We start from the raw sequence: 23043 nt of genomic DNA on the forward strand, positions 1-23043 counted from the left end.
TCAGCCGATGACTTTTTTCACGACCTCGATGAGGCGTTGCGGATCGAAAGGCTTGACCAGCCAGCCGTTGGCGCCGGCGGCGCGGCCCTTGGACTTCATCTCGTCGGACGATTCGGTGGTCAGCATCAGGATCGGGGTCTTGGCGTAGTTCGGCAGCGTGCGCAGGGTCTTGATCAGGGCCAGGCCGTCCATGCGCGGCATGTTCTGGTCGGTGAGGACCAGGTCCACGCTCTGCTGCTTCGCCTTGTCCAGGCCATCCTGGCCGTCGACCGCTTCCACCACGTTGTAGCCAGCCGCCTTCAGGCTGAAGGCCACCATCTGGCGCAGCGAACTGGAATCGTCGACCGCGAGAATCGTTTTTGCCATGTTTTGCTCCTGCTGTTTTAAGTCCGGACTGTGCCGGTTGAATGTTAAGTGGCTGAATAATGCGTCATTATGCGGGCGTCAGGCTCAGAAGAGCTCGATGTCCCCGCTTGCCAAGTGATGCTGGTCGACCGATTTGCGCAGCATGCTGCGCAGCTCCAGCGACTGGATCGCCAGGGCCATGCTGACCTTTCCCAGGCGTTCGACGATCTCGTCGCTGTCGGTCTCGGGCGCGATTTCCGCGCCATGTTCGCTCAGGGTGCCCAGGAATTCGCGCAGGCCGGCCACGCGCCTGAGCGTGCGGTCGATCAGCTGGCTGGTCATGTCCTGGAACTGCATGCTGGTGATGGCCGTGTTCACGTGCTGGCCGATCTCGCCGGACATGTCCGACAGGCGCGCGCTGTCTTCGGCGCTCGGCTTCTCGCCGGCCAGCAGGCGGTCGATCGCTTCCTGGCGCGCGCCCACCGCGCTGTGGATCGCCATGAAGCTGCTGGTCAGCTTGTCGATGGCTTCCTCCAGCAGCAGCTCGGTCTGCAGCAGGTCGGTCTCGACCTCGGTCAGGTGACGGCGGCCGTGGATGGCGACGCCGGACAGCAGGCGCTTCACGTGCGATCCCAGTATCTTTTTTCTTTTCATTCGAGTCTCCAGGGTCAAACGTCAGCGTCCGCCGGCGGCGGCATTGGCCACCTCCGCCACGGCCTGGGGTTGCTGTGCCGGCACGTCGAGGGCGGCCGCGTCGCGCTGGACCGCTTCCTCGGTGCGCTTGTTCATCACGATGATGCTGATGCGCCGGTTGATCGGGTTGAACGGGTCCGTGCGGTCCAGGTTGACCGCCGAAGCCAGGCCCACCACGCGCAGCACCTTGTCGTCGGGGAGGCCGCCCTTGATCAGCTCGCGGCGCGAGGCGTTGGCGCGGTCCGCCGAGAGCTCCCAGTTGCTGTAGCCGGCTTCGCTGAAATACGGGGTGGCGTCGGTGTGGCCCGACAGGCCGATCTTGTTCGGCACTTCGCCCAGCACCATGCCGATGACGTTCAGGATTTCCTTCGTATAGGGCTGCAGCTCGGCCTTGGCCATCGCGAACATCGGGCGGTTCTGCTCATCCACGATCTGGATGCGCAGGCCTTCGCTGGTGATGTCGAGCAGCAGCTGGTTCTTGTACTTCTTGAGCAGCGGGTTGACCTCGATGATCGATTCGATCTTCGATTTCAGGGACTGCAGGCGCTCGGCTTCCGCGCGCGCCACCTGGGCCTTGGCCGCTTCCAGGTTGTAGGTCTTCGAGCTCGGATCGATGTCGCCCTTCTTGACCTGGCCGTTGCGGCGCGTGAGGTCGGTGCCGCCGCCCTTGATCACGGACGAGGAGTCGCCCGCGCCGGAGCCGCCCGCCATCGCGACCTTCAGCGGGGTCTTGAAGTATTCGGAGATGCCTTCCAGGTCGCCCTTGGCCGTCGAACCGAGCAGCCACATGAGCAGGAAGAAGGCCATCATCGCGGTCACGAAGTCGGCGTACGCGATCTTCCAGGCGCCGCCGTGGTGGCCGCCGGCGACCTTCTTGATGCGCTTGACGACGATGGGACGCATATTGTCGTCAGCCATGGTCCCCTCCCCGTCTCACGTCCTGCGGTTGAATGAAATGCAGCATCACGGCTTACTTCTTCTTCTTGATGTGCTCTTCGAGCTCGGCGAAGGTCGGGCGTTCGGTCGAGTACAGCACCTTGCGGCCGAATTCGACGGCCAGCGCCGGCGCATAGCCGTTCAGGCTCGCCAGCAGGGTGACTTTCACGCACTGGAACATCTTGGTCGATTCTTCCAGTTTCTGTTCGAGCACGCTCGCCAGCGGGGTAACAAACGCGTAGGCCAGCAGAATACCCAGGAAGGTACCGACCAGCGCCTTCGCGATCAGGATACCGAGTTCCGCCGGCGGCAGGCCCACCGATTCCATGGTGTGGACCACGCCCATCACCGCCGCCACGATACCGAAGGCCGGCAGGCCGTCGCCCAGCTTGGAAATGCAGTGGGCCGGGATCGCGCCTTCGTGGTGGTGGGTCTCGATCTCGTTGTCCATCAGGTTTTCGATCTGCATCGCGTCCATATTCCCCGAGACCATCAGGCGCAGGTAGTCGGTCATGAATTCGATGATGTGGTGGTCGGCCAGCACGGCCGGGTATTTCGAGAACAGCGGCGAGGCTTCCGGATTCTCGATGTCGCCTTCGATCGACATCAGGCCTTCCTTGCGGACCTTGGAGAGCACGTCGAACTGCAGCGCCATCAGCTCCATATACATGTCGCGCGTGTAGTGCGAACCCTTGAACACGGTCGGCAGCGCCTTCATGGTCGCCTTGACCGACTTCATGGTGTTACCGACGAAGAAGGCGCCGACGGCGGCGCCGCCGATCATCAGGAGTTCGATCGGCTGCCACAGGGACGCCATGTGGCCGCCGGCCATGGCAAAGCCGCCGAACACGCAGGCGCAGACGACGATGTAACCAATAATGACTAACAAGGGAATACCGCTCCAGAAAGGCCGGGAATGGTTCGTCCGGCTGGCTCAAACAAAACGATTCGAAAAAGTGATTTCGGGCAAAGTTGATGCAGGGAACCACTCTAGCGGGAGAACGGTCCACGGGCAAGTAAAAAGCCCCGGTTTGTCGCCTAAAAGTGCCAGATATGGAGGGCTTGACCACCCTTTGTGGGGTACACGGTACGGTTCGGTAAACGATCGTCAATAACGAATTCGTAACTGACTAGCAGTGTCCCGGGCCGCATCTCGCGCGAGGCCTTGCGCCACAGCGCGCCCATCGCGGCCGGCGACAGGTAGGCGAAGACCAGTTCGTAGTCGGCAAAGTTCAGGTCGTTGTAGTCGCCGCGGAGGAAGCGCGCCGTGCTGCCGGTGAGGCGCGCGCGCAGGCTGCTGACGAACCAGGGCAGCGGCGCCAGCTCGATGCCGCTGGCCTCGATGCCGGGCCGGCGGCGCGCCATGTCGAGGGTAAAGCCGCCCAGCCCGCTGCCGATGTCGATCACCCGCGCCCGCCCTTGCGGCGGCAGCAGGCCGGCGACGGCATCCCAGACCCGGCGGTTCGAGGGGTAGTACGGCACTTGCGTGCGGTAGGTCGACCAGTACAGGAGCAGCAGGAAGAGGAACAGGGCCAAGAAGGCGGCTGGCGGAATGTCCAGCTGGGCCGTGGCGTAGAGAGCCAGGGGGAACAGCAGCTGGATGAGGCGCCACCAGCTGGCCAGGCCGCGCCACCAGGTCAGGCTTGAAGCGATCACACCCTGAACCAGGGCGACGCCTGCGTAGGACATGGGGATGCCGGCGCGGGCCAGCAGCCACGTCGCCCCAAGGGTCAGGGGGATGGCGGCGGCCTGCAGCAACAGCGCCGCGACGGCGGGTTTCAAGTTGACCCGCTCACTCGCCCTGGTTGGCCGCCGCTTCCTTGGCCTTGCGGGTCTTGCCCGCGCGCGAAGGCATGTGGCACAGGCCGCACAGGTAGTCGGCGTTCAGGTCGAGGGAATTCACGATGAACTTGCCCTGGCATTTCTGGCAGGGCGCCAGCACCAGCATGCCGCTCTGGAAGAAACGCACCAGGGTCCAGGCGCGCGTCAGGGACAGCAGCGGCTCTTCGCCCGGCTCGGGCGGCATCTGCTCGAGGTAGAGCTTGTAGGCCTTCATCACCGCCTGGATGCCGGTGGCGCCGGCGTGTTCGACCAGGAAGTTGTGGATGTTGATGAAGAGCGAGGAGTGGATGTTCGGCTGCCAGGTCAGGAACCAGTCGGTCGAGAACGGCAGCATGCCCTTGGGCGGGGAGACGCCCTTGAGCTCTTTGTACAGCTTGAGCAGGCGCTCGCGGGACAGCGACACTTCGGTCTCGAGCAGCTGGAGGCGCGCCCCCAGGTTGATCAGTTCGATCGCAAGCTGGATTTCCTGGGCTTCCGAAACGACGCTCTTCTTGCTCATGTGCTGCTCCCGCTAGGTATTACCAGTGCAGCCCCGGCGGGACCGCTACAGCGGATTTTATACGATCTCTTCAACAGGCTGGCCGGCCATCAGGATGGCGGCGTGCGACTGGGCCAGGCTGCGTTCCTTGGTGTGGCTGGTCAGCATCGACAGGATGGCGGTGTCGTCGAAGCGGAAACGGGCCAGCATCATGTTGCCGCCTGCCAGCTTCAGGATCTGGGCATTGCTCATGCCTTCGATCAGGTCGGCGATGTCGGCCGAGATACCGAGACGGAAGATCGCGGTGACTTTATCGGCGCGGATCATCTGCTGGGCCAGCATCAGGTAGCTCAGGTTCGCGTCGCGGATTTCAGCCATCATGTCGTTCATCGTCATTTTTCTCTCCGTATCCGTGTTGAAGCAGGGAATGTGTGTTGCCGTTGAGATAGATTCTCGCCGTAGGGCAACTTTTGCGGAATTGGACGAAGTCTGTATTTTTCGTCCGCGAATGACGGACATGACCCGTAGGAGTTTGTCTGACAAACCCTTCTGGATCACTCTGGCGCCCCTATGAAAAGGGGGTTCTGGGAGGTGCCGGGAACCGGCCAAATTGTTGGCGCTCGACGCTGCTGCTGTCGTGCGCTTGATACGGTTTACGTCAAGCTCTCGGCGAACTTTAGGGTTTTCGCAAAATATTTTTTCAATCTCTTGCTGCCCTCTCTCCTCCTGTAACGGCACACTTGGAGAGAACTTGAGGGTTTTTGAAAAATAATTTTCGAGACCCTTTACCGCGCTTCTGGATTGGGTAACGGCAGGACTTTTGGGAACTTTAGGGTTCTTGAGAAAATTTTTTGAAAATTTTTTGCCCCTCCAAAAAGTTATGGCCGTATCAACAAATGCAGACACCGGCCGCTGGAACTTGCTACACTGCGAGGCTAGGAAATACTTTAAGCTTCAACTATCCAAGGCAAGACAAGGACTCCCATGCCCACTACCATCACCCGCGCCGATTGCGAAGCGCGCGACCGGCAAGACCCGCTGGGCGCCCTGCGCGACCGCTTCGACCTGCCCGAGGGCCTGATCTACCTGGACGGCAACTCGCTCGGCGCCCGCCCGACAGCCTCCCTGGCCCGCGCCCAGGACGTGGTCAGCCGCGAATGGGGCGTCGACCTGATCAGGAGCTGGAACACGGCCGGATGGTTCGAGCTGCCCAAGCGCCTGGGCGACCGCCTGGCGCCGCTGATCGGCGCGCGAAGCGGCGAAGTGGTCGTCACCGACACCACCTCGCTCAACCTCTTCAAGGCGCTGGCCGCCGCCCTGCAGATCCAGTCCACGGGGCCGAACGCCGCCCGCCGCACCATCGTCACCGAGCGCAGCAACTTCCCGACCGATATCTATATGGCAGAGGGCTTGACCGGGTGGCTGCAGCAGGGCTATTCGGTGCGCCTGGTCGACTCCGTGGACGAGATCCCGGCCGCGGTGGACGCCGACTGCGCGGTACTGATGCTCACCCACGTCAACTACCGCACCGGCTACCAGCACGACATGGCGCAGCTGACCCGCCACGCGCACGCCAATGGCGCGTTGGCGGTCTGGGACCTGGCCCACTCGGCCGGCGCCGTGCCGGTCGACCTGCATGCCGCCGAGGCCGATTTCGCGGTCGGCTGCACCTATAAATACCTGAACGGCGGCCCCGGTTCGCCGGCCTTCATCTGGGTGCCCGAGCGTCACCAGGCCGCCTTCGGTCATCCGCTCACGGGCTGGTGGAGCCATGCCCGCCCCTTCGCCATGTCGCATGGCTTCGCGGCCTGCGAGGGTATCGGCCGTGCGCTGTGCGGCACGCAGCCGGTGCTGTCGCTGTCGCTGGTCGAATGCGGACTGGAAGTGTTCGAAGCCACCACGATGGCCGCGATCCGCGAAAAATCGCTGGCCCTGACCGACCTCTTCATCGAGCTGGTCGAGTCGACCTGCGCCGGGCACCCGCTCGGCCTGGTGACGCCGCGCGAGCACGCCCGCCGCGGCAGCCAGGTCAGCTTCACCCATCCGCACGGCTACGCCGTGATGGCGGCCCTGATCGGACGCGGTGTGATCGGCGACTACCGCGAGCCGGAGATCATGCGCTTCGGCTTCACGCCCTTGTATACGAGCCATGCCGATGTGTGGGACGCGGTGGCGATCCTGAAGGACATCCTCGACAATGGGGCCTACGACACGCAGCTCGAACGCAGCGCCGTGACCTGAGGAGGGAGACGATGAACGACAAGGCCAATAAGGCAGAGTGGCACGGCGCCAGGCTCGATTTCAAGGAGTCGATGAGCTATGGCGACTACCTGGGGCTCGAGAGCATCCTCACGGCCCAGCATCCGCTCTCGCCCAACCACAACGAGATGCTCTTCATCATCCAGCACCAGACCAGCGAACTCTGGATCAAGCTGATGCTGCACGAGCTGCAGGCGGTGCGCCGCCACATCCGGGAAGACAACCTGCCGCCGGCCTTCAAGATGCTGGCGCGCGTCGCCCGCATCATGGACCAGCTGGTGCATGCCTGGGACGTGCTGGCGACCATGACGCCGCCCGAGTACACGGCGATCCGCCCCTACCTCGGCGCCTCCTCCGGCTTCCAGAGCTTCCAGTACCGCGAGCTCGAGTTCATCCTCGGGAACAAGAACCCGAACCTCCTTGGGGTGCACGAGAAGTCGCCGGAACACCACGCCATTCTCGAACGCGAGCTGCACGCGCCCTCCGTCTACGACGAGGCGGTGATGCTGCTGGCGCGCAGCGGTTTCGCGATCGCATCCGAACGCCTGCAGGCCGACTGGACCCAGCCGACCAGGTGCGACGAGAGCGTGAAGGCGGCCTGGCTGGGCGTCTACAAGGATACCGGGCACCACTGGGCGCTGTACGAACTGGCCGAGAAGCTGGTCGACCTGGAAACCGCCTTCCGCTTCTGGCGCTTCCGCCACGTGAGCACGGTGGAGCGCATCATCGGCTTCAAGCAGGGAACCGGCGGGACGTCGGGCGCCAGCTACCTGCGCAAGATGCTGGACGTGGTGTTGTTCCCGGAGCTGTTCGCGCTGCGCACCGAGCTCTGAGCCGGCCGGGCCCGGGCCGGCGCGCTGTATCCTCGCTCATGTATCATCGCGCTATTGTCCAGCTTCCGTCCGATATGCCGTCCCCTCCGCCCGCACTCACGCCAGCGTTTTCGCTCTACCTCGACCTCGTCCGCGTGTCGAGCGCGGCGGCCGTGGTGGCCGCGCATTTCGCCTACACCGGCGCGGTGGCGCCCGGCGCCTGGGGCGTGGCCAGCGAGATGGGGCGCGAGGCCGTGATCGTGTTCTTCGTGCTGTCCGGCTTCGTGATCGCCGCTTCGACCAGCCAGCGCCGTCCGGACGGCCGCGCCTATGCGCTGTCCCGGCTGGCGCGCCTGTACTCGGTGGCGCTGCCGGTCCTGCTGCTGGCCTTCGCCGCCGGCGCCGTGTTCCGCCTCCTTGACGTCCCCGTCCCCACCGCCGCCTACGCCCTCGACAAGCCGCTGCTCTACCTCCCCTTCCACCTGCTGTTCCTGGGCCAGAACTGGACGCTCACCGAAGCGCCGCCCTTCATGATTCCCTACTGGTCGCTGTGCTACGAGGCCTGGTACTACCTGCTGTTCGGACTGGCCTGCTACCTGCGCGGCAAGCGGCGCGTGCTCTTCGTCGCCGTAGCCCTGGCGCTCATGGGCTACAAGATGTGGCTGCTGTTGCCGGTTTGGCTGGCCGGCGCCTGGCTCTACCATGCCGGCGGCAAGCCCTGGCTGCCGCCGCCAGCTGCCCGCCTCGGCTGGCTCGCCAGCCTGCTGGCCTTCGGCCTCTACGCCGGCCTGGGCCTGGAAGCGCCGCTCCGCGCGCTCGGCAGCGCGGCCTGGCCCTTCGCCGCCCTGCCGCTGGGCAGCGCCGACCGCTTCCTGGCCGACTACCTGGTGTGCGCCATCGTGCTGGCCAACTTCGCCTGCGCCCGCGATGCGCATTTCGGCGGCCTGCTGCGCCTGGCGGCCCCGATCCGCCTGCTGGCCTCCCACACCTTCACCCTCTATCTGTCGCACATGCTGGTGATCCGCTGCTGGCTCGCCTTGTATCCGCACCGGCGCGACTCCGGCGCCGACCTTCTCGCCCTGCTGCTCGCCATCGTCGCGGCCACGATCCTGCTGGGCGGCGTGACCGAGCGCCGCCTGCCGGCCTGGCGCGCCCTGTTCGCCCGGCTGCCGGGCCTGCGTCCACGCAGGCAGGCGACGATGCCAGGCCGCGAAACCCTGGGCGCCTGAAGGTCACAGCGCTTTCACGTACAATCGTCGTTGATCTTTTTCCAACGGCGGAGGCGTGATGAAGTGCGACGTACTGATCCTGGCAGGCTTGTGGAACTCCGGCCCCGACCACTGGCAAAGCCATTGGCAGGGGCGCTACCCGAAGTGGACCAAGGCCGAGCACCGCGACTGGAACTGCCCCGACCGCGACGAGTGGGTGGCCGAACTGGACGCCGCCATCGCCGCGTGCAAGGGCGCGCCGATCCTGGTCGCGCACAGCCTGGGCTGCATGCTGGTGGCGCATTGGGCCGCCAGCGGCTCGCCCCTGAAAATCGCCGGCGCCTTCCTGGTGGCGCCCAGCGACGTCGAGGCGCCCAGCTACCCGGTGCCGGTGAATGGCTTCGCCCCGATCCCGCTTGCGCCCCTGCCCTTCCCCAGCATGGTGGTCGCCAGCACGGACGACCCCTATGTCTCAAACGCGCGCGCCGACGCCTTCGCCGCCAGCTGGGGCAGCCGCCTCGTGAAGATCGGCGACGCGGGCCACGTGAACGGGGATTCCGGCCACGGCGCCTGGCCCGAGGGCGAGCGCCTGCTGCAGGAATTCTGCGACGAGATCGGTCATGAGCAGCGCTGATGAAAACCCGCCATGGCAGCTGCCATTGCGGCAGCATCCGGTTCGAGGCCGACATCGACCTCGCCGCGGGCACCATCAAATGTAACTGCACGATCTGCAGCAAGATGCGCTTCTGGGCGGCGCAAGTTCCCTCCGAGCGCTTCCGGCTGCGCAGCGGCGCGGGCAGCCTGCGCGAATATCGCTACCACACGCGGCGCGATGCCCATTACTTCTGCGGAAACTGCGGGATCAATGTGTTCTCGACCGGGGAGTCGGCGGCGCTGGGCGCCTTTCATGCCCTGGCGGTGGTGTGCCTGGATGATGTGCCGCCGGAGGAGTTACTGGCGGCGCCGGTGCGTTACCTGGATGGGCTGAATGACAACTGGGTCACGCCGCCGTCGCAAACCGGGCATTTGTAGGGTGGACGGGGGAATTTAGTCCAGTGGACTAAATTCCGCCCACGCGTTCAAACCGAGTGTGCGTGGACGCGACGCCGATTTGGACGCGCGGTCGGCGAAGCCGACCACCCTACGAAAACCGGGGCTCGCGGCCCCGGTTCCAGTTGACGATTACTTCGTCGCCAGCAGCATCTCGTTGAGACGCTTCACGAACGATGCCGGATCCGTCAGGCTGCCGCCTTCGGCCAGCATGGCCTGGTCGAACAGGATGTGCGACCAGTCGCCGAAGCGCGAACCGCTCGCGTCCTCGTACTTCAGGCGCTGCACCAGCGGGTGGTTCGGGTTGATCTCGAGGATGGGCTTGGATTCCGGCGCGTTCTGGCCGGCGGCCTTCAGCATGCGCAGCAGGTTACCCGACAGCTCGTTCTCGTCCGCGACCAGGCAGGCCGGCGAATCGGTCAGGCGGAAGGTGACGCGCACGTCCTTGGCCTTGTCGCCCAGGGCGCCCTTCATCTTCTCGACCAGTTCCTTGTAGCCGGCTTCGACCTCCTGGTGTTCCTTCTTCTCGGCCTCGTCTTCCAGCGCGCCCAGGTCCAGGCCGCCCTTGGCAACCGACACCAGTTCCTTGCCGTCGAAGTCGTTCAGGAAAGACAGCATCCACTCGTCGACGCGGTCGGTCATGAGCAGCACTTCGACGCCCTTCTTGCGGAAGATCTCGAGGTGGGGGCTGTTCTTGGCCGCGGTGTAGCTGTCGGCGGTGACGTAATAGATCTTGTCCTGGCCTTCCTTCATGCGCGCGACATAGTCGCCGAAGGACACGGTCTGCTCGTCGGCGTCATTGGCGGTCGATGCGAAGCGCAGCAGCTTGGCGATGCGGTCCTTGTTGGTGGCGTCCTCGCCGATGCCTTCCTTGAGCACCTGGCCGAACTCCTTCCAGAAGGTCGCGTATTTATCCTTGCCGGCCTGCTCTTCCGAGTTGGCCATCTCTTCCAGCATGCCCAGCACGCGCTTGGTCGAGCCTTCGCGGATCACCTTCACGTCGCGCGATTCCTGCAGGATCTCGCGCGAGACGTTCAGCGGCAGGTCCGACGAGTCGATCACGCCCTTGATGAAGCGCAGGTAGGTCGGCATCAGCTGCTCGGCGTCGTCCATGATGAAGACGCGCTTCACGTAGAGCTTGATGCCGGCGCGCTTGCTGCGGTCCCACAGGTCGAACGGGGCGTGCGCGGGCACGTAGAGCAGCTGGGTGTATTCGCTGCGGCCTTCCACGCGGTTGTGGGTGTAGGCCAGCGGGTCCTGGAAGTCGTGCGAGACGTGCTTGTAGAACTCGGTGTACTGTTCCTCGGTGATGTCCGACTTCGAGCGTGCCCACAGCGCGCTGGCCTGGTTCACGGTCTCGAACTCGTCCTTCAGGACGGTCTGCTTCTTCTCTTCGTCCCACTCTTCCTTCTGCATCACGATCGGCAGCGAGATGTGGTCCGAATACTTGCGGATGATGGATTTGAGCTTCCAGGACGAGAGCAGCTCTTCCTCGCCGGCGCGCAGGTGCAGGATGATGTCGGTGCCGCGGCCGGTCTTCTCGATGGCCTCGATGCTGTAGTCGCCCTCGCCGGTCGACTCCCAGCGCACGCCTTCGGAGGCGAAGGCGCCGGCGCGGCGGGTATTGACGATGACCTTCTCGGCCACGATGAAGGCCGAGTAGAAGCCGACGCCGAACTGGCCGATCAGGGCCGCGTCCTGCTGCTGGTCGCCCGAGAGCTTGCTGAAGAATTCCTTGGTGCCCGACTTGGCGATGGTGCCCAGGTGCGAGATGACTTCGTCGCGGCTCATGCCGATGCCGTTGTCCGAAATCGTGATGGTGCGCGCGTCCTTGTCGAAGGCGACCTTGATCTTCAGTTCATGGTCGTTGCCGTAGAGGGCGTCGTTGTTGATCGCCTCGAAGCGCAGCTTGTCGGCGGCGTCGGACGCGTTCGAGATCAGTTCGCGCAGGAAGATCTCCTTGTTCGAATACAAGGAGTGGATCATCAGTTGCAGCAGCTGTTTTACTTCAGCTTGAAAGCCAAGGGTTTCTTTTTCGGCGACAGCCATCTTATTCCTCGTTAAAAGACATGGTGGTTGGTTAAGCTCGTGGCATATAAGGGTAGCGAGAGAATTTTCAAGAGCTATTTTTTTGACAACGTTCGCGCGAGGCGCATCTTTTTCTGGGCAGCGTGTCGAATCCCCGCATCCCCGTTCGTCATGGGGATGGCAGCACCCGACAACCAGAACAGGAGATCCAACCATGAAACAGGCGACCCGCGCCATCCCCGAAGGCTTCCACACCATCACCCCGCACCTGGTCTGCGAAGGCGCGGCCAGGGCGCTGGACTTTTACCACGAGTGCTTCGGCGCCGTCGAGGTATCCCGCATGCCCGGTCCGGACGGCAGGATCATGCACGCCGAGATGCGCATCGGCGACTCGATGTTCATGCTGTGCGACGATTTTCCCGACTATGGCAGCCCCGGTCCGCTCGGTCTGAAGGGTTCGCCGGTCGTCATCCACCTCTATGTGCGCGACGCCGACGCCGTATGGGAACGCGCCATGGCGGCCGGCGCCAGGGCGACCATGCCGCTGGGCGACGCCTTCTGGGGCGACCGTTACGGCCAGTTCGTCGATCCCTTCGGCCACCGCTGGGCCGTCGCGACCCACATCCGCGACATGACGGTCGACGAGATCCAGCAAGCGATGGCCAGGGAGATGCCGCCCGAGTGCGGCGGCGCATGAACCTTTGACTTTGATTCAGGCCGCCAGGGCGCGCTCCAGCAGGCGGATCGTGCCCGCATCCTGCAGCGCCGCGACGTTCAGGCGCATATGGGTCGAGGCCAGCTGCTTCGGCGAAAACAGGCTGCCCGGCGCCAGCAGCAGTTCCTCGCGCATGGCGCGCGCCGCCACCGCATTGGTGTCGCGCCCGGCGTCGACCCAGACGAACATGCCCGCGCTCGGCGCGGGATCGGGGCGCAGGCCCAGCGCCTCCAGCTGGCGCAGCGCCTTGGGACGCGCCGCGTCGAGCCGGCCGCGCACCCGGTCGAGGTGCTTGCGGTACAGGCCCTCGGACAGGATTTTATAGACGACGCGCTCGCCGATGTCCGAGGTGGACAGGGTGCACAGCATCTTGCGGTCGGCCAGGCGCTGCGCGCGCTCCTGCGAGGTCGCGATGAAGCCGACGCGCAGGTTCGGCGCCATCGACTTCGAAAAGCCGCCCAGGTAGACCACGCGCTCCAGGCCATCCAGCGCCGCCAGCCGGGTCGCACCGCCCGGGTGCAGGTCGGCATAGATATCGTCTTCCACCACCGTGAAGTCGAACCGCTCCGCCAGGCGCAACAGGCCATAGGCCTTGGCCGCGGACAGCGAGCTCGAGCTCGGGTTGTGCAGCACCGAGTTGATCACGAAGAGCCTGGGATGGTAGAGGGCCGCCAGCTCGGCCAGCTGCTCCAGGTCCGGCCCGTCGGCCAGGCGCCGCACCCCCACCACGTTCAGGCCCAGCGCGGCAAAGGAGCCGAACATCAGGAACCAGGCCGGATCGTCGACCAGGATGGTGTCGCCGGGGCGGCAGAACTCGCGCGCCACCAGGTCGAGCGCCTGAGTCACGCCCAGGGTGGTGACGATGTTGTCCGGCGGCGCCTCGACCTCGATGTCGAGCAGCTTGTGCTGGAGCTGCTGGCGCAGGGGCAGGAAGCCCTGGGGCGCGCCGTAGCCCAGCAGGCCGGCGCTGTTCTGGCGGCTCAGCGAGCGCATGGCGTTCGCGACCGCCGGGCCGTCGAGCCAGTCGGCCGGCAGCACGCCGGCGCCCGGGGACAGCTGCATCGGCGCCTGGCGGAACAGGTTGCGCACCAGCCAGGCGATGTCGAGGGTGGCCGTACTGCTGGGGCCGGGCGCGGCCACGTGCCGGGCCGGCTGCGGGCGTTCGCGCACGAAGAAGCCGGCCCCGCGCCGCGAATCGAGGTAGCCCTGGGCCACCAGGCGGTCGTAGCTGGCCACCACGGTGAAGGGCGAGACGCCGTGCGTGGCCGCGAACTGGCGGATCGAGGGCATGCGCGCGCCGGGACGCAGCAGGCGCTCCTCGATGCGGCCGGCCACAAGACGCACGATCTGGTCGCCCAGCGGCTCGCCGGAGTCGCGCGAGAGGCTCAGGCTGCCTGAGGCGGGTGTATTGGTCATTTCGCCATCACAGTGAATGAATTATATAGGCAAGTGTACTGGGACTGTATTGGTGCGCATCGCTAGCATAGGCCTGTCGTCCTGACTATGCAATTGCCAACACGAAGGAAGTCCATGAGTATCGCTTTCTGCTCCCGCCCCGCCGCTCCCAGCCATACCGGCCGCGCCATGCTGCTCGGCCTGCTGGGGGTGGCCATGTTCAGCCTGACCATGCCGTTTACCCGTATCGCAGTGGCCGAACTCGACCCGATGTTCGTGACCTTCGGCCGGGCTCTGGGTGCGGCCATGCTGGCGGCGGCCTGGCTGGCCTTCAAGCGCGCGCCCCTGCCCCCGCGCGACGCGCTGGCGCCCCTGAGCGCCGTGGCGGCCGGCTGCATCGTCGGCTTTCCCCTGCTGACCTCGTTCGCACTGCGCACCCTGCCGGCCTTCCACGGCGCCCTGCTGGTCGGCGTGCTGCCGCTGGCGACCGCCCTGTACACGGCCCTGCGCGGGCACGAACGGCCCTCGCGCGGTTTCTGGGGCATGGCCGTGCTGGGATCGAGCCTGGTGGCCGCCTATGCGCTGGTGCAAGGCGGCGGTTCGCTGCACATGGCGGACCTGCTCGTCTTCGGCGCCGTGGCCTGCGCGGCGATCGGCTATGCCGAGGGCGGACGCCTGTCACGCAGCCTGGGCGGGCCGGAGACCATCTGCTGGGCCCTGCTGCTGTCGGCGCCCGCCTCCCTGGCCCTGCTGCTCTGGCATGGGCTGCCGGCGGCAAGCGGCGTCGGCCTGCGCGCCTGGCTGGCCTTTGGCTACGTCACCGCCATTTCGATGTTCATCGGCTTCTTCTTCTGGTATCGCGGCCTGGCCCTGGGCGGGGTGGCGCGGGTGGGGCAGGTGCAGCTGCTGCAGCCATTCCTGAGCCTGCTCGGCGCGGCCCTGCTGCTCGGGGAGGCGCTCACGCTCGGCAACTGCGTGTTCGCCCTGGCGGTGGCGGCCGTCGTGTTCGCCGGGCGCAAGATGGCCGTGCATCAGCAGAAATGAGCAGCAGTAAAACTGTATCGCACATGGCTGGCTGGACTTACAATATCGGCTTCCATCAACGCAAGGTATCGAAACCATGTCCGTCTACGACAAACTCAAAGAACTGAACATCACCCTGGCCGCGCCGGCCACCCCCGCCGCCGCCTACGTCATGTACGTGCAGACCGGCAACCTCGTGTTCATCTCGGGCCACATCGCCAAGAACGCCGACGGTTCGCCGAACGCCGGCATCCTGGGCCGCGACAAAACCACCGCCGATGGCCAGGCTGCTGCGCGCTCGGTCGCCATCGACCTGATCGGTACCCTGCAGGAAGCCGTGGGTGGCGACCTGAACCGCGTCAAGCGCATCGTCAAGGTAATGAGCCTGGTCGCGTCGACTCCGGAATACAACGAACAGCACCTGGTCACCAATGGCTGCTCGGAACTGATCGGCGAAGTGTTCGGCGAGGCCGGCAAGCACGCGCGCTCGGCATTCGGCGTGGCGTCGCTGCCGCGCGGCACCTGCGTCGAGATCGAACTGATCGCCGAAGTTGCCTGAACATTTGTTTTCAATTAGATAACATTTGTTGTAAAAGTACCGCTTGCGGGCCGGGCCTACCCGGCCCGGTCCATCCCCGAAGCCGCTACCCGCGTGCTTTATAATGGTCCGGCACTACCCGTGCGGTCCCTTCCAGTGAGAGGCGTCGAGCCTGAGATCAATATGAAAATCGAAAATCCAAACCCCATCCAGTGGCAGTTTTCGGAGCGCGCACAGCAGCTGCAAAGCTCGTTCATCCGCGAAATCCTGAAAATCACCCAGCGTCCGGAGATCATCTCCTTCGCCGGCGGGCTGCCATCGCCAGCCACCTTCCCGGTCGACGTCATGAAAGCGGCCTACGACAAGGTGCTGACCCAGACCGGTAAAGTCGCGCTGCAGTACGGCCCGACCGACGGCTACGGTCCGCTGCGGGAATGGATCGCGAACTCGCTCTCCACGGAAGGCTCGCGCATCCTGCCGGAACAGATCCTGATGACCTCGGGCTCGCAGCAGGCCCTGGACCTGCTGGGCAAGGTCCTGATCGACGAAGGCAGCCGCGTGCTGGTCGAGACCCCGAGCTACCTGGGCGCCCTGCAGGCCTTCTCGGTCTACCGTCCCGAATTCAAATCGGTCGTCACCGACGACCACGGCCTGGTGCCGTCGTCGATCGACGCCATCGCGCAAGGCGCGCGCCTGCTGTACGCGCTGCCGAACTTCCAGAACCCGACCGGCCGTTCGCTGTCGATCGAGCGCCGCCAGGAGCTGGTGGAAACCTGCGCGCGCCTCGGCCTGCCGCTGATCGAGGACGATCCTTACGGCACCCTGTCCTACCGCGGCGAGCCGATGCCGAAGATGGTCGCCATGAACCCGGACGGCGTGATCTACATGGGCTCCTTCTCGAAGGTCCTGACCCCGGGCATCCGCCTCGGCTACGTCTGCGCCCCGCTGCCGCTGGTGCGCCGCCTCGAACTGGCCAAGCAGGCCGCCGACCTGCACACCGCCCAGCTGACCCAGATGGTCGTGCACGAGGTGGTCAAGGACGGCTTCCTGGACCAGCACATCCCGACTATCCGCAAGCTCTACGGCGACCAGTGCCAGGTCATGCTCGACGCGATGGCCGAGCACTTCCCGGCAAGCGTCACCTGGACCAAGCCCGAAGGCGGCATGTTCATCTGGGTCACCCTGCCGAAGAGCATCGACGCGATGAAACTGCTGGACCAGTCGCTGGCCGCACGCGTGGCCTTCGTGCCGGGCGCGCCGTTCTACGCCAACGAGCCGGAAACCAACACCCTGCGCCTGTCCTTCGTGACCGTGCCGCCGGAACGCATCCGCGAAGGCATTGCCATCCTGGGCAAGCTGATCAAGGACATGCTGTAATCCACGCCGGGCGGCGTCCCCGCCGCCCGCTTCCACCGCCGGTTTCGGCCGGCGCGTGACCCAAGGTTGTTTTGCTGCAACATTTGCATGTTTCGTGGATAAAAGGCAACACTCGTTGCCGCAAGCGATGATGATCGGAGTATGATTTCCGGTCACACTCAGCCTTATCCAGCGACTGTATGAATCCCCCCACCTTCGCGATCCCGGCGCCCGCGCGCCAGGCCGCGATCCTGATCGTGGACGACGCGCCCGCCAGCCTCGGACTGCTGCAGGACATGCTGCGCGGCCAGGGTTATCGCACCTTCGTCGCCACTTCCGGCGAACGTGCGCTGGATCTTGCCGAGCGAGTCCAGCCCGACCTGATCCTGCTCGACGTGATGCTGCCCGGCCTCGATGGCCTGGAAACCTGCCGCCGCCTGAAGGCCCAGCCCACGACCGCCGACATTCCCGTCGTTTTCGTGAGCGCCTGTTCGGCGTCCGAGGACATCGTCGCCGGCTTCGACTGCGGCGCTGCCGACTATATCGCCAAGCCGCTGCGCCTGCCTGAAGTCTGCGCCCGCGTGCGCGCCCAGCTGCGCTTGCGCTCCGCCAGCCAGAGCGACACCCGCCAGGCGCGCCACCTGCGCATGATCGTCGAGGGCATGGACGAAGGCCTGATGCTGCTCGGCCTGGACGGCCGCATCCAGTACGCCAACCCGGCCAGCGAGCGCTGCCTCGGCTACAGCGGCAGCGAGCTCGCGGGCCGCCAGCTGGCGGCGCTGCTGGCCGAGCCGGCCGCCAACGACTACGCCGCCTTCTTCGAGCACAGGAGCGGCACCCACGACGGCGCGGTGCTGGAGCGCTGCCGCGGCACCCGCGAAGTGCTGCTGCAGCAGCGCGACGGCACGGTGCGCGCCATGGACCTGAGCCTGTCGCCGATGGCCTCCGGCGAGCAGCTCTTCGTCGCCCTGCTGCACGACATCGCCCACCACAAGCGCTCCGAGGACGCCCTGCAGCGCGCGGCCCTGGCCGACCCGCTCACCGGCATCGCCAACCGCCGCCACTTCGACGCCTGCCTCGACCGCGAATGGCAGCGCGCCATGCGCAACGGCCAGCCGCTCTCGCTGCTGGTGCTCGACGTCGACCATTTCAAGCGCTACAACGACATGCTCGGCCACGCCGCCGGCGACCAGTGCCTGCAGGCGATCGCCAGCACGGTGCGCGCCCAGGCCCTGCGCGCCACCGACCTGGCAGCCCGCTACGGCGGCGAGGAGTTCGTGCTGCTGCTGCCCGAAACGCCCTATGAAGGCGCTGCCAAGATGGCCGAAGCGCTGCGCGCCGACATCGAGCGCCTGCGCGTGCCGCACCCGGGCGCGGACGCCGACTTCGTCACCGCCAGCGTGGGTGCGGCAACCATCGTGCCGACCCAGTTCGACGCCCTGGGCTCGCTGTTCGTGGCGGCCGACCGGGCCATGTACGAGGCCAAGGCGGGCGGGCGCAATCGTGCTCGCGCCGTGCGCGCGGGGTATGCCTGGGAATCGGTACAGCACGCGCTGGCTCGGTAGGGTGGTCGGCTTCGCCGCGCGTTCAGCCAGTTCAGGCGCCGCCACAACGCATCCGTGAGTTGAACGCGCGGACGGGGAACCCGTCCACCCTACAGTTGCTCCGGATAGCCGGTGATGCGGGCGATGTCGCGGTACATCGGCTGCAGCCGCCTGTACATCTTCAGGTACACCTCGCGGTAAAGGCGCTCGTAGATGCGCCGGCTATCTGCGTTCGGCGTGAACACCTTGCCGACCCGCGTCATCGCCCCGATCGCGGCATCGAAATCCGGGTGCAGCCCGAGACCGACGGCGGCATCGATGGCGGCGCCCAGCCCCGAGGTTTCGTACACATGCGGCCGCGCGGTCGGCAGGCCGAAGATATCGGCCGTGAGCTGCATCGCCGCGTCGCTCTGGGAGCCGCCCCCCGAAACGCGCAGTTCCGTGATGCGCACCCCGCCGCGCCGCTCGATGCGCTCCTTCCCTTCGCGCAGCGCATACGCCAGCCCTTCCAGGATCGCCCGGTACACGTGGGCGCGCGTGTGCACGTCGCCGAAACCGATGATGGCGCCCTTGGCTTCGCGCCCCGGCACCCGGATGCCCGGGGTCCAGTAGGGCTGCAGCATCAAGCCCATGGCGCCGGGCGGCACCGCGTTGGCCAGTTCGTCGAACAGGCGCTCGGGCGCCACGTCTTCCAGCAGGGCGCGCGACTGCTCGTGGTGGCCGAACTGCTCCTTGAACCAGTTGACCATCCAGTAGCCGCGGAAGACCTGCACCTCGGTGTTGTAGGCGCCCGGAATCGCGGCCGGATACGGCGGCACGAAGGGCGTCACCTCGACGTAGCGTCTGGTCGTCGTGTTGATGGTGGCGGTGGTGCCGTAGCTGAGGCACCCCACGTGCGGCGCACTGCAGCCGGCGCCGATCACTTCACAAGCCTTGTCGGCGGCGGCGGCCAGCAGGGGCAGGCCGTGGGGGATGCCGGTCTGCTGCGCGGCGTCCAGGCTGATCGCGCCGAGACGGGCGCCGGGTTCGAGCAGCTCCGGCAGCATGCGGGGCAGCACGGCGAGGGCCTGCCATTTCCAGTCGCGCTTCCCGGCCCACCTGCGGCGCCGGTAGTCGAAAGGCAGGTAGGCTACCTGCGAGCCCGAGGAATCGGCGAAGCGCCCGCACAGGCGGTAGTTCAGCCAGCCCGACAGCAACAGGAGCTTGTGGGTGGCCTCCCAGACCTGCGGCTGGTGGGCGCGGATCCAGTTGATCTCGGCCTCGCCGCGGAAGTAGTCGATGGTGGCGCTCACGCGCGCCAGGGTGAAGGCGCCGCGCCACAGCGGTCCGATCGGCGGCACGGTGTCGGTGCGGCGCTGGTCGAGCCAGGTGATCGCCGGACGCAGCGGCCGGCCTTCGGCGTCGACGTTGACGATGGTGCCGCGCTGGGTGGTCACGGCCACGCCCGCGATGCGCGCGCGGTCGGCGCCGGGCTTGCTCCACAGTTCCCGGCAGGCGGCGCACAAGGCTTGCCAGAAGCCTTCCGCATCGTGTTCGGCCCAGCCGGGTTCCGGGCTGCGGTAGTCCAGCAGCGGCACTTGGGCCTTGGCGACGATGTCTCCGCGCAGGTCGAACAAGAGCGCGCGCACGCTCTGGGTGCCGTTGTCGATGGCGAGGATCAGCGGGTCAGTCGTCATGGCTGTCGAGTGGACTGTAATGCGAGCGCCACAGGGCGAGATAGTCGCGCTGTTCGGCGTCCCAGCGCGCATCGTTCCAGCCGAGTTCCGGCTGGCAGATGGCGCGGATGCGGGCCAGGTGCGCGGCGCCGCCCGCCTGCAGCTGGATGCCCAGGCGGGTACGGCGCAGCAGCAGGTCCTCCAGGCGGTGCACGCTTTCAGCACGCGCGGCCCAGCGCAGCTCGGCCCAGGGCGTCAGCGTGCCGGGGATGAGCTCCAGTTCGCCCTCGCGGGCGGCATCGACCAGCTCCTGCGCATGGCGGCCATGGCGCCCGGCGAGGCGCTGCAGCAGCGCGGCCGGCACGCGATGCGTACCGGTGGGAGGCGCCCGGTGCGCGAACACCGGCTGCGGGGCCAGGACGGGCCGCCAGTGGGGCAACTGGCGCGCCACGTGGGCCAGCGTATCGAGGGCGATGGCGCGGAAAGTGGTGAGCTTGCCGCCGGTGACGCCGACCAGGCCCGGCTCCTCCCACACCAGGTGCTCGCGCGTCGCCTTCGAAGGCGCCCCGTGCCTGCCGCTGTCGAGGACCGGGCGCACGCCGGCGTAGGTGGCCACGACATCCGCGCCGCTCAGGTCCAGCTGCGGAAACTGCGCACGCAAGGCGGTCATCAGGTAATCGAACTCGGCGCGGGTCACGCGGGCTTCGTCATGCAAGCCTTCCCCATGGTCGACGTCGGTGGTGCCGGCCAGGGTCACGCCCTCCCAGGGAAAGGCGAACACGGGACGGCCGTCGATCGGGTGCATCAGGCTCACCGCCTGCGCCAGCGGCAGGCGCCAGCCCGGGATCACCAGGTGGCTGCCGCGCAGCGGCCGCAGGCGGGGACTTGTGCCCTGCCCGGCCAGGCCGCCCGCCCAGGCGCCGGTGGCGTTGACGACGACGCGCGCCAACACATCGACCGTGCTTCCGCCACGCGCATCGCGCAGCCGCGCACCAATCACCCGCCCGTCGGTGCGCAGCAGGGACTCGACCGCCACATAGTTGCGCGTCTCGGCGCCGTGCGCGCGCGCCTCGTCCAGCACGCGCAGCACCAGGCGCGCGTCGTCGGTCTTGGCATCCATGTAGCGGATGCCGCCCTGCAGCCCCGCCTGCGCGATGTTCGGCGCCAGCATCGCGAAGCGGTCGGCGTCGAGCCAATGGGGCTCGCGCCGGCCGGCGAGGAAATCGTAGACGGCCAGGCCGGCGAGGAAGCTGCGCCGTTTGCGCCGGCTGGCGCCATAGTCGGCAAAGGCGAAGCCCTGCGGCTCGACCAGGCCGGGCGCGTCGCGCAGCAGGGCTTCGCGCTCGCGCACCGATTCGCGCGTCAGGCGCAGTCGCCCCTCTGCCAGGTAGCGCAGGCCACCGTGCACCAGCTTCGAGGACCGGCTCGAGGTGCCCCAGGCAAAATCGCGCTGCTCGACCAGCAGCGAGCGCAAGCCGCGGCGCGACGCCTCCAGCAGGATGCCGGCGCCGGTTATCCCGCCGCCGATCACCAGCAGGTCCCAGTCGCCGGCCTTCATGAGGCGAGCAGCTTGCCCGGATTCATGCGGCCGTCCGGATCGAACTGGCGGAACAGCGCCGCCATCGCCTTCATCCCGAGCTCGCCCTTCTCGACCTCCAGCCAGGGCGCATGGTCGACGCCCACGCCATGCTGGTGGCTGATGGTGCCGCCGGCGGCGACGATCGCTTCCGACACCCGGTCCTTCAGGCGGCGCCAGCGCAGCATGTCGGCCTCGAAATCGCCCGTCAGACGGAACACGAAGGTCGAGTACACGCTGGCGCCCTGGGGATAGATGTGCGACAGGTGGGTGTAGGCGTGGACCCGCTCGCCGGATGCATGCAGGGCGTTGGCGGCGGCGCGCTCGATGCCTTCCATCGCCTGCGTCACGCGCGGCCAGTCGACCGCCGTTTCGACGGTGTCGATCGCATAGCCCTGGGCCCAGGCCGCGTTGCGCAGGTAGACGTTGCGGAAGCGGTTGCGGCGCCAGCGCTCGCCCAGGCCGCGGCCCACGTGCACGCCGCGGTGACGGCGCGCCAGGCCGAGCGCCGCCCGCAACGCCGGCAGGGCCTGCGCCCGGTCGCCGCTCACCCCGATCATCAGCATGCATTTGCCCTGGCCGCAGCCGCGCAGGCGCAGCCATCCCTCCAGCAGGCGCACCAGCTTCGCGTGGCCGGCGAGGGTCAGCGTGGTCGTGGTCTCGACCGCGTTCGACAGGCGCAGCATCGACAGCGGCAGCCGCGCCTGCGCCAGTTCGCGCACCGCGTTCAGCGCACGTTCCCAGTCGGGGAAGAACACCGCATGGAAGGCTTCATGCCGCGGCAGGCGGCTGATGCGCACCGTCGCGTGGGTGACGATGCCGAGGCGCCCTTCGGAACCGAGCACCATCTCGCGCAGGTCGACCCCGGCGCTCGATGCCGGGAAGGTCGGGATGTCGAGGGTGCCCGCCGGCGTCTCGACCCGGCCGCCGGCGAACAGCTGCTCGATGCGGCCGTAGCGCAGCGACTGCTGGCCAGAGGAGCGCGTCACCACCCAGCCGCCCAGGGTCGAGTATTCGAAGGATTGGGGGAAGTGGCCGAGGGTGTAGCCGTGGGCGCGCAGCTGGGCTTCCAGGTCGGGACCGGCCACGCCGGCGCAAAAGGTGGCCAGCTGGGCCTCGCGGTCGAGCGAGACCATGGCGCGCATGCGGCTCATGTCGATGCTCAGCACCGGCCTGGCCGCATCAATCACGCCGAGGTGGCCGGCCACGCTGGTGCCGCCGCCATAGGGGATGACGTCGGCGCCGCTGGCGGCGGCGAAGTCCAGCAGGCTGCGCACCTGTTCCGAGCATTCCGGGTAGCCGACGCCATCCGGCGCCGCATGCACGCGGCCGTGGCGCAGGCGCAGCCAGTCGGGCAGGCTCTGGCCGAGCGCGTGGCGCAGCCGGGTTTGCGGCGTGGCGTCGACCAGCGGGTGAGCCGGAAGGCGGCCGGGCTGCAGTGCGGCGCAGGCTGCGTCAAAGCTGGCGTCCTGCGGCGCCGTGCCCGGACCGATCCGGGAAGTCAGGAAGGCCAGCGCCTCTTCGCCCAGCGCCATGTCGATCCCATCGTCGCCCCAGCCATTCCACCGCCGCATTGCCATCCCTCTTATA

At 66.8% G+C, this 23043-nt stretch carries 22 protein-coding genes; 10 read left to right on the top strand and 12 right to left on the bottom strand.

The window, feature by feature from the left end:
• The 7 genes from ACQ7JA_RS06050 to flhD form a co-directional block, all read right to left on the bottom strand.
• Entirely contained in the window at nucleotides 1–366 is a 366-nt protein-coding gene (locus tag ACQ7JA_RS06050; RefSeq protein WP_258830427.1) for a response regulator, read from the bottom strand.
• 84 nt (nucleotides 367–450) lie between these two features.
• The gene (locus ACQ7JA_RS06055) at nucleotides 451–999 is read right to left on the bottom strand and encodes a chemotaxis protein (protein WP_430895573.1); all 549 of its coding nucleotides are present in this window, start codon (nucleotides 997–999) and stop codon (nucleotides 451–453) included.
• A gap of 21 nt (nucleotides 1000–1020) precedes the next feature.
• Nucleotides 1021–1956 carry a flagellar motor protein MotB gene (gene motB / locus ACQ7JA_RS06060; RefSeq protein ID WP_430895575.1) on the bottom strand — a complete coding sequence of 312 codons (936 nt, stop codon included), beginning with the start codon at nucleotides 1954–1956 and terminating at the stop codon, nucleotides 1021–1023.
• 52 nt (nucleotides 1957–2008) lie between these two features.
• Complete coding sequence (gene motA, locus ACQ7JA_RS06065) at nucleotides 2009–2863, bottom strand: flagellar motor stator protein MotA (protein WP_430895577.1); 855 nt, start codon at nucleotides 2861–2863, stop codon at nucleotides 2009–2011.
• A 149-nt stretch (nucleotides 2864–3012) separates the two neighbouring features.
• Nucleotides 3013–3756: a class I SAM-dependent methyltransferase gene (locus ACQ7JA_RS06070; protein ID WP_430895579.1), complete on the bottom strand. Its 744-nt coding sequence runs from the start codon at nucleotides 3754–3756 to the stop codon at nucleotides 3013–3015.
• 10 nt (nucleotides 3757–3766) lie between these two features.
• Complete coding sequence (gene flhC / locus ACQ7JA_RS06075; RefSeq protein ID WP_258830422.1) at nucleotides 3767–4315, bottom strand: flagellar transcriptional regulator FlhC; 549 nt, start codon at nucleotides 4313–4315, stop codon at nucleotides 3767–3769.
• 57 nt (nucleotides 4316–4372) lie between these two features.
• Nucleotides 4373–4690, bottom strand: coding sequence for a flagellar transcriptional regulator FlhD (gene flhD / locus ACQ7JA_RS06080; protein WP_258830421.1), 318 nt, complete (start codon nucleotides 4688–4690; stop codon nucleotides 4373–4375).
• A gap of 588 nt (nucleotides 4691–5278) precedes the next feature.
• On the opposite strand from flhD, the gene kynU reads away from it, so the two are divergent.
• The 5 genes from kynU (at nucleotide 5279) to ACQ7JA_RS06105 (ending at nucleotide 9605) form a co-directional block, all read left to right on the top strand.
• Nucleotides 5279–6535 carry a kynureninase gene (gene kynU, locus ACQ7JA_RS06085; protein WP_430895582.1) on the top strand — a complete coding sequence of 419 codons (1257 nt, stop codon included), beginning with the start codon at nucleotides 5279–5281 and terminating at the stop codon, nucleotides 6533–6535.
• Nucleotides 6536–6546: 11 nt separating this feature from the next.
• Entirely contained in the window at nucleotides 6547–7386 is an 840-nt protein-coding gene (gene kynA / locus ACQ7JA_RS06090) for a tryptophan 2,3-dioxygenase (RefSeq protein ID WP_430895584.1), read from the top strand.
• 74 nt (nucleotides 7387–7460) lie between these two features.
• Complete coding sequence (locus tag ACQ7JA_RS06095; protein ID WP_430895586.1) at nucleotides 7461–8594, top strand: acyltransferase family protein; 1134 nt, start codon at nucleotides 7461–7463, stop codon at nucleotides 8592–8594.
• A 58-nt stretch (nucleotides 8595–8652) separates the two neighbouring features.
• Complete coding sequence (locus tag ACQ7JA_RS06100) at nucleotides 8653–9207, top strand: RBBP9/YdeN family alpha/beta hydrolase (RefSeq protein ID WP_430895588.1); 555 nt, start codon at nucleotides 8653–8655, stop codon at nucleotides 9205–9207.
• Nucleotides 9207–9605 carry a GFA family protein gene (locus tag ACQ7JA_RS06105; protein WP_430895590.1) on the top strand — a complete coding sequence of 133 codons (399 nt, stop codon included), beginning with the start codon at nucleotides 9207–9209 and terminating at the stop codon, nucleotides 9603–9605. The genes ACQ7JA_RS06100 and ACQ7JA_RS06105 overlap by 1 nt, the downstream gene beginning before the upstream one ends.
• A gap of 150 nt (nucleotides 9606–9755) precedes the next feature.
• Here the strand turns inward: ACQ7JA_RS06105 and htpG are convergent, their stop codons facing one another.
• Complete coding sequence (htpG, locus tag ACQ7JA_RS06110; RefSeq protein WP_430895592.1) at nucleotides 9756–11672, bottom strand: molecular chaperone HtpG; 1917 nt, start codon at nucleotides 11670–11672, stop codon at nucleotides 9756–9758.
• A 193-nt stretch (nucleotides 11673–11865) separates the two neighbouring features.
• Here htpG and ACQ7JA_RS06115 point away from each other — a divergent pair, with 193 nt between their 5' ends.
• A complete protein-coding gene (locus tag ACQ7JA_RS06115) occupies nucleotides 11866–12348 on the top strand; it encodes a VOC family protein (protein ID WP_430895594.1) in 483 nt (160 codons plus the stop codon).
• Between the two features lie 15 nt (nucleotides 12349–12363).
• Here ACQ7JA_RS06115 and ACQ7JA_RS06120 read toward each other — a convergent pair whose 3' ends face one another.
• Nucleotides 12364–13782: a PLP-dependent aminotransferase family protein gene (locus ACQ7JA_RS06120; RefSeq protein WP_430895596.1), complete on the bottom strand. Its 1419-nt coding sequence runs from the start codon at nucleotides 13780–13782 to the stop codon at nucleotides 12364–12366.
• Between the two features lie 114 nt (nucleotides 13783–13896).
• Between ACQ7JA_RS06120 and ACQ7JA_RS06125 the strand changes: the two genes are divergently transcribed.
• From ACQ7JA_RS06125 to ACQ7JA_RS06140, 4 genes are all read left to right on the top strand, one after another.
• Complete coding sequence (locus ACQ7JA_RS06125) at nucleotides 13897–14805, top strand: DMT family transporter (protein WP_430895598.1); 909 nt, start codon at nucleotides 13897–13899, stop codon at nucleotides 14803–14805.
• A gap of 76 nt (nucleotides 14806–14881) precedes the next feature.
• Nucleotides 14882–15343: a RidA family protein gene (locus ACQ7JA_RS06130; protein WP_209586060.1), complete on the top strand. Its 462-nt coding sequence runs from the start codon at nucleotides 14882–14884 to the stop codon at nucleotides 15341–15343.
• A 162-nt stretch (nucleotides 15344–15505) separates the two neighbouring features.
• A complete protein-coding gene (locus tag ACQ7JA_RS06135; RefSeq protein ID WP_430895600.1) occupies nucleotides 15506–16699 on the top strand; it encodes a PLP-dependent aminotransferase family protein in 1194 nt (397 codons plus the stop codon).
• A 179-nt stretch (nucleotides 16700–16878) separates the two neighbouring features.
• Nucleotides 16879–18243, top strand: coding sequence for a diguanylate cyclase (locus ACQ7JA_RS06140; RefSeq protein WP_430895602.1), 1365 nt, complete (start codon nucleotides 16879–16881; stop codon nucleotides 18241–18243).
• Between the two features lie 89 nt (nucleotides 18244–18332).
• Here the strand turns inward: ACQ7JA_RS06140 and ACQ7JA_RS06145 are convergent, their stop codons facing one another.
• Genes ACQ7JA_RS06145 through ACQ7JA_RS06155 form a run of 3 tightly spaced genes read right to left on the bottom strand, consistent with a single transcriptional unit; the run spans nucleotide 18333 to nucleotide 23027 of the window.
• Nucleotides 18333–19898 carry an FGGY-family carbohydrate kinase gene (locus tag ACQ7JA_RS06145; RefSeq protein ID WP_430895604.1) on the bottom strand — a complete coding sequence of 522 codons (1566 nt, stop codon included), beginning with the start codon at nucleotides 19896–19898 and terminating at the stop codon, nucleotides 18333–18335.
• Entirely contained in the window at nucleotides 19888–21435 is a 1548-nt protein-coding gene (locus tag ACQ7JA_RS06150) for a glycerol-3-phosphate dehydrogenase/oxidase (RefSeq protein ID WP_430895606.1), read from the bottom strand. Before ACQ7JA_RS06150 ends, ACQ7JA_RS06145 begins: the two co-directional genes overlap by 11 nt.
• Nucleotides 21432–23027 carry an FAD-binding oxidoreductase gene (locus ACQ7JA_RS06155; protein WP_430895609.1) on the bottom strand — a complete coding sequence of 532 codons (1596 nt, stop codon included), beginning with the start codon at nucleotides 23025–23027 and terminating at the stop codon, nucleotides 21432–21434. The genes ACQ7JA_RS06150 and ACQ7JA_RS06155 overlap by 4 nt, the downstream gene beginning before the upstream one ends.
• Nucleotides 23028–23043 lie beyond the last annotated feature (16 nt).

This window comes from Massilia sp. BKSP1R2A-1 (assembly GCF_050586525.1).
In the GTDB taxonomy this organism is placed as follows: domain Bacteria; phylum Pseudomonadota; class Gammaproteobacteria; order Burkholderiales; family Burkholderiaceae_D; genus Telluria.